The organism is Streptococcus sp. HMSC073F11 (genome assembly GCF_001810785.1).
GTDB lineage: Bacteria > Bacillota > Bacilli > Lactobacillales > Streptococcaceae > Streptococcus.
On the sequence record NZ_KV802698.1, the window covers coordinates 409503 to 414233 of the forward strand.

A 4731-nucleotide genomic window follows, 5' to 3' on the forward strand; every position below is an offset into this window, starting at 1 on the left:
TAGTTTGCTCTTTGATTTTCATTGAGTATTAAATACTTTTTCCTGGTAAAAGAGTAACTGGTAAAAAGTAACCAGTTGTCGCGACTTCCTTACCTGCGATCTTCTGCAAGAGGAGGTCAACAGTGAGGCAGGCAATCTCTTCCAAGGGTTGCTTGATAGTAGCCAGTTGAGGGTAGTAATTTTCGATAAAGTAGGTACCATCATAGCCAATGACTTTAAGCTCTTCTGGGACAGAAATGCCCAGTTCTTGAGCAATTTTAATGACTAGAATAGCTGTCAAATCATCCGAAGCAAAAATGGCATCTGGTTTTTGATGGGTCAAGATATTCTTGATTTCCATTTCTTTTCTGACAGGAGAAAAGTCACTGGAAACATTGATAATAGGTGCTTTTGGGAGTACAGATGCAAAGCCAGCGTGGCGCAGTCCAGTAGGCGAATTGGAATTGTCATTCCCTGTAATCATGATGATAGACTGGGCGCCTGTTTTAACCAAGGTCTGGGCGGCTAGGAGCCCACCAGCATAGTTGTCAGAGGAAACGACTGGAATGTCTGGCGATAGGTTGCGGTCAAAGGAAATAATCGGCGCTGTCACGCGATTGTAGTCTTCGATTCCCAAGTTGTGACTACCAGAAATGATGCCGTCTACCTGATTGGCTTCCAACATTTCGATGTATTCACGTTCCTTTTCAGAGTCGTGTTCGCTGTTGCAGATGATGGTCTTGTAACCATTTTTAAAGAGTTGGTGTTCCAGCTTATCAATCAATTCTGCATAGAAAACGTTGGAAATATTGGGGAAAATCAAGCCGATTAACTTAGCTGATTTTCCTTGTAGACTGCGAGCTAGGTTGTTGGGTTTATAGCCCAATTCTCGCATGGCTTCATTAACCTTTTGAATGGTTTTCTCAGAGAGATAACCTTTTTTATTTATAACCCGAGAGACGGTAGTGGGGCTGACGCCTGCAAGTTTGGCAACATCAGTTAGTTTTGCGACCATAATCTAATTCATAGTAAGTTCCAGTTGGGTTTCCAGATTTGATGAGGATCCCATTTTGGTCCGCATGTGGGAAGACACGACCAGAAAATACTTTTTCTCCTTTATTGATGAAAATTTCAAAGACAGAGTTATCGATGAAAATCGTAGCAGTAGTAGCCTGATTCTCGATAGGGCAAGAACGAGTTGTTCCAAAGTCTTGGGCATACTGTTCACCAGCCTGGCTACGATCTACTGTTACTTGACCATTTACAAGGTCAAAGTTGATGGAAAGTCCCTTGCCTTCTTGATCAGCAAGTAAGACAATCTCGCTCTGGCTATTAGCTTCCAAGCTGAGTTCAAGTTCGTAAGTGTTATTGGTTTGAGCACGATTCGAGAAGGCTTCTTCAGAGGCACGAAGGTCCTTGACAGCTGCGACTGGATATTGGTAGAGTTTACCGTCTTTGATAGTCAGTTCTTTGACCAAAGAGAAGATTCCTTGGTGGTCAAAATGGTCAGATGGATATGAAACATCAGGCAAGCCAAGCCAGCTAACAGCTAGAGCGCGTCCATCAGGAGCGTTGAAGGCTTGAGTTGCATAGGCTTCGAAACCATAGTCCATGTTTTGAAGTTGAGATACATCTACCATTTTAGCATTTTCAGGATCAAAGGAAGCCCCAATCTTATACATATTTGGATAGATATTATCGTAGTCTAGAACTTTCTTATCCAATCCTTGTGGGCAGTAGAGAAGTACAGGTTGTTCCCCTACAAAGACCAGATTAGGACATTCCATCATGTAGGCAGTACGGTCGTTAGCAAAGTCAAGGTTGCCAACGGCTTGCCAGCTTGTATAGTCGTTGTCTACAGACTTGTAGAGACGGACGAAGCCTTTTTTCTCCAAGTCCTGTCCACCGACGATAGCATAGTATTGTCCCTTGAAGTTAAAAATTTGCGGATCACGGAAGTGGTCAGTAGAGTCTGCTGGCTGGTCGATCAAGATCTTGTCGATCTTCGTAATCTTGCCATCCTTGTCCATCAAAGCACCGATTTGGTACGGGTGACGGATCCAGTTTTCATCGCGGACATTTCCTGTATAGAATAGGAATAACTGATCACCAAATTGCATAGCAGAACCAGAGTAGGCGCCGTGGCTATCTAATGGAGTATCAGGCAAAACTTTGACTCCAGTTTCTGTGAAATGAACCAAGTCCTCGCTTTCCAATTGCACCCAAGATTTCAAACCGTGGGCTGCACCAAAAGGAAAGTTCTGATAAAAAACAATCCACTTTCCATCAAAGTAAGAAAAGCCATTTGGGTCGTTTAGGAGTCCTGTTTTTGGCTCAACGTGGTAATGAGTATGCCATGGAGATTGTGCCATATTTTCCTTAATATTCTTAATTTCTTCTTGCGTCCAGTCTTGATAAAGTCTGTAACGACGCTCAGTAGTCCATTTCATTCTTTCATTCCTCCAAAAATCTTATCACTTTTAATAGTAACCGTTTTCGGAAAAAAAAGCAAGCCTTTTATGTTAAAAAAGAGAAAAACTGTCAAACGTTTGTCACAAAATAAATGCAGGGAATCAATCAAATTTTTAGGAAAATATGAAAGATAATGAAACAAAACCCTTTTAACCAAGATTTTAAACTTATTTTTTCAAGGAATATCTGATAAAACAATCAAAAGCAATCAATCTAAATCGTGCCCACTAAGTGGATAGAATATTTTTTCTGCAAAACGCTTGACATATTTCTAAAACATGATAAAATAATAGTCGTAAGGGCGAATAAAATCGCTTTCATACAAGAATAAATTTTTTATAAGGAGATTTTTGCAAATGAACAATCAGGAAATTGCAAAAAAAGTCATCGATGCCTTGGGCGGACGTGAGAATGTTAACAGTGTAGCTCACTGTGCAACTCGCCTCCGTGTTATGGTAAAAGATGAAGGAAAAATCAATAAAGAAGTGATTGAGAACTTGGAAAAAGTTCAAGGTGCTTTCTTTAACTCAGGTCAATACCAAATCATCTTTGGTACTGGTACAGTTAACAAAATGTACGATGAAGTTGTTGCGCTTGGTTTGCCAACATCATCTAAAGATGACATGAAAGCAGAAGCTGCCAAACAAGGGAACTGGTTCCAACGTGCTATCCGTACTTTCGGTGACGTTTTCGTTCCAATCATCCCAGTTATCGTAGCGACAGGTCTTTTCATGGGTGTGCGTGGTCTTTTCAACGCTCTTGAAATGCCACTTCCAGGTGACTTTGCAACTTACACACAAATCTTGACAGATACAGCCTTCATCATCTTGCCAGGTTTGGTTGTGTGGTCAACCTTCCGTGTATTTGGTGGAAATCCAGCTGTTGGTATCGTTCTTGGTATGATGCTTGTTTCTGGCTCACTTCCAAACGCTTGGGCAGTTGCTCAAGGTGGTGAAGTAACTGCTATGAACTTCTTTGGTTTTATCCCTGTTGTTGGTTTGCAAGGTTCCGTTCTTCCAGCCTTCATCATCGGGGTTGTCGGAGCTAAATTTGAAAAAGCTGTCCGCAAGGTTGTTCCAGATGTGATTGACCTCTTGGTAACACCATTCGTGACACTTTTGGTCATGTCTATCCTTGGACTCTTTGTCATTGGACCAGTTTTCCACGTCGTTGAAAACTACATCCTTATCGCGACAAAAGCGATCCTCAGCATGCCATTTGGTCTCGGTGGTTTCTTGATTGGTGGGGTTCACCAATTGATCGTCGTGTCAGGTGTTCACCATATCTTCAACTTGCTTGAAGTTCAATTGCTTGCTGCTGACCATGCTAACCCATTCAACGCGATTATCACAGCTGCTATGACAGCGCAAGGTGCTGCGACTGTTGCGGTTGGTATTAAAACGAAAAATCCAAAACTAAAAACACTTGCTTTCCCAGCTGCTCTTTCTGCCTTCCTCGGTATTACAGAGCCTGCTATCTTCGGGGTGAATTTGCGCTTCCGTAAACCATTCTTCCTTTCATTGATTGCTGGTGCAATCGGTGGTGGATTGGCTTCTATCCTTGGACTTGCTGGTAATGGTAGTGGTATCACCATCATCCCTGGTACAATGCTTTATGTTGGTAACGGACAACTTGCCCAATACCTTCTTATGGTAGCTGTATCATTTGCACTTGGTTTCGCTCTTACTTACATGTTTGGTTACGAGGATGAAAAAGAAGTTGCTACTGAAGTAGAGACAGAACGTTTGGTTCAAGAAGAAACAACTGGTAACATTCCAGCAGCTCTTCAAAATGAAACACTTGTAACTCCTATCGTTGGTGACGTTGTAGCTCTTGCTGATGTCAATGACCCAGTCTTCTCAAGTGGAGCTATGGGACAAGGTATCGCTGTGAAACCAAGCCAAGGTGTGGTTTATGCACCAGCTGATGCTGAAGTTTCAATCGCCTTTGCAACAGGTCACGCCTTTGGTTTGAAAACAACTAACGGTGCTGAAGTCTTGATCCACGTTGGTATCGACACTGTAACAATGAACGGTGAAGGTTTCGAACAAAAAGTTGCCCAAGGTGACAAGGTGAAAGCAGGCGATGTTCTTGGAACATTTGACTCAAACAAAATCGCTGCAGCTGGTCTTGATGATACAACAATGATTATCGTTACAAATACAGCTGACTACGCTTCAGTAGCTCCAGTCGCAACAGGTTCAGTTGCGAAGGGGGATGCTGTGATCGAAGTGAAAATCTAATATTCTTCGAAAATCAAATTCAAACCACGTCAGCTTC

At 42.2% G+C, this 4731-nt stretch carries 3 protein-coding genes; 1 reads left to right on the forward strand and 2 read right to left on the reverse strand.

The window, feature by feature from the left end:
* Positions 1-28 precede the first annotated feature (28 nt).
* Complete coding sequence (locus tag HMPREF2764_RS08810; RefSeq protein WP_023946516.1) at positions 29-994, reverse strand: LacI family DNA-binding transcriptional regulator; 966 nt, start codon at positions 992-994, stop codon at positions 29-31.
* A complete protein-coding gene (locus HMPREF2764_RS08815; protein WP_070528919.1) occupies positions 975-2429 on the reverse strand; it encodes a sucrose-6-phosphate hydrolase in 1455 nt (484 codons plus the stop codon). Before HMPREF2764_RS08815 ends, HMPREF2764_RS08810 begins: the two co-directional genes overlap by 20 nt.
* A 378-nt stretch (positions 2430-2807) precedes the next feature.
* On the opposite strand from HMPREF2764_RS08815, the gene HMPREF2764_RS08820 reads away from it, so the two are divergent.
* A complete protein-coding gene (locus tag HMPREF2764_RS08820; protein WP_070528922.1) occupies positions 2808-4694 on the forward strand; it encodes a sucrose-specific PTS transporter subunit IIBC in 1887 nt (628 codons plus the stop codon).
* The last annotated feature ends 37 nt before the right edge of the window (positions 4695-4731 follow it).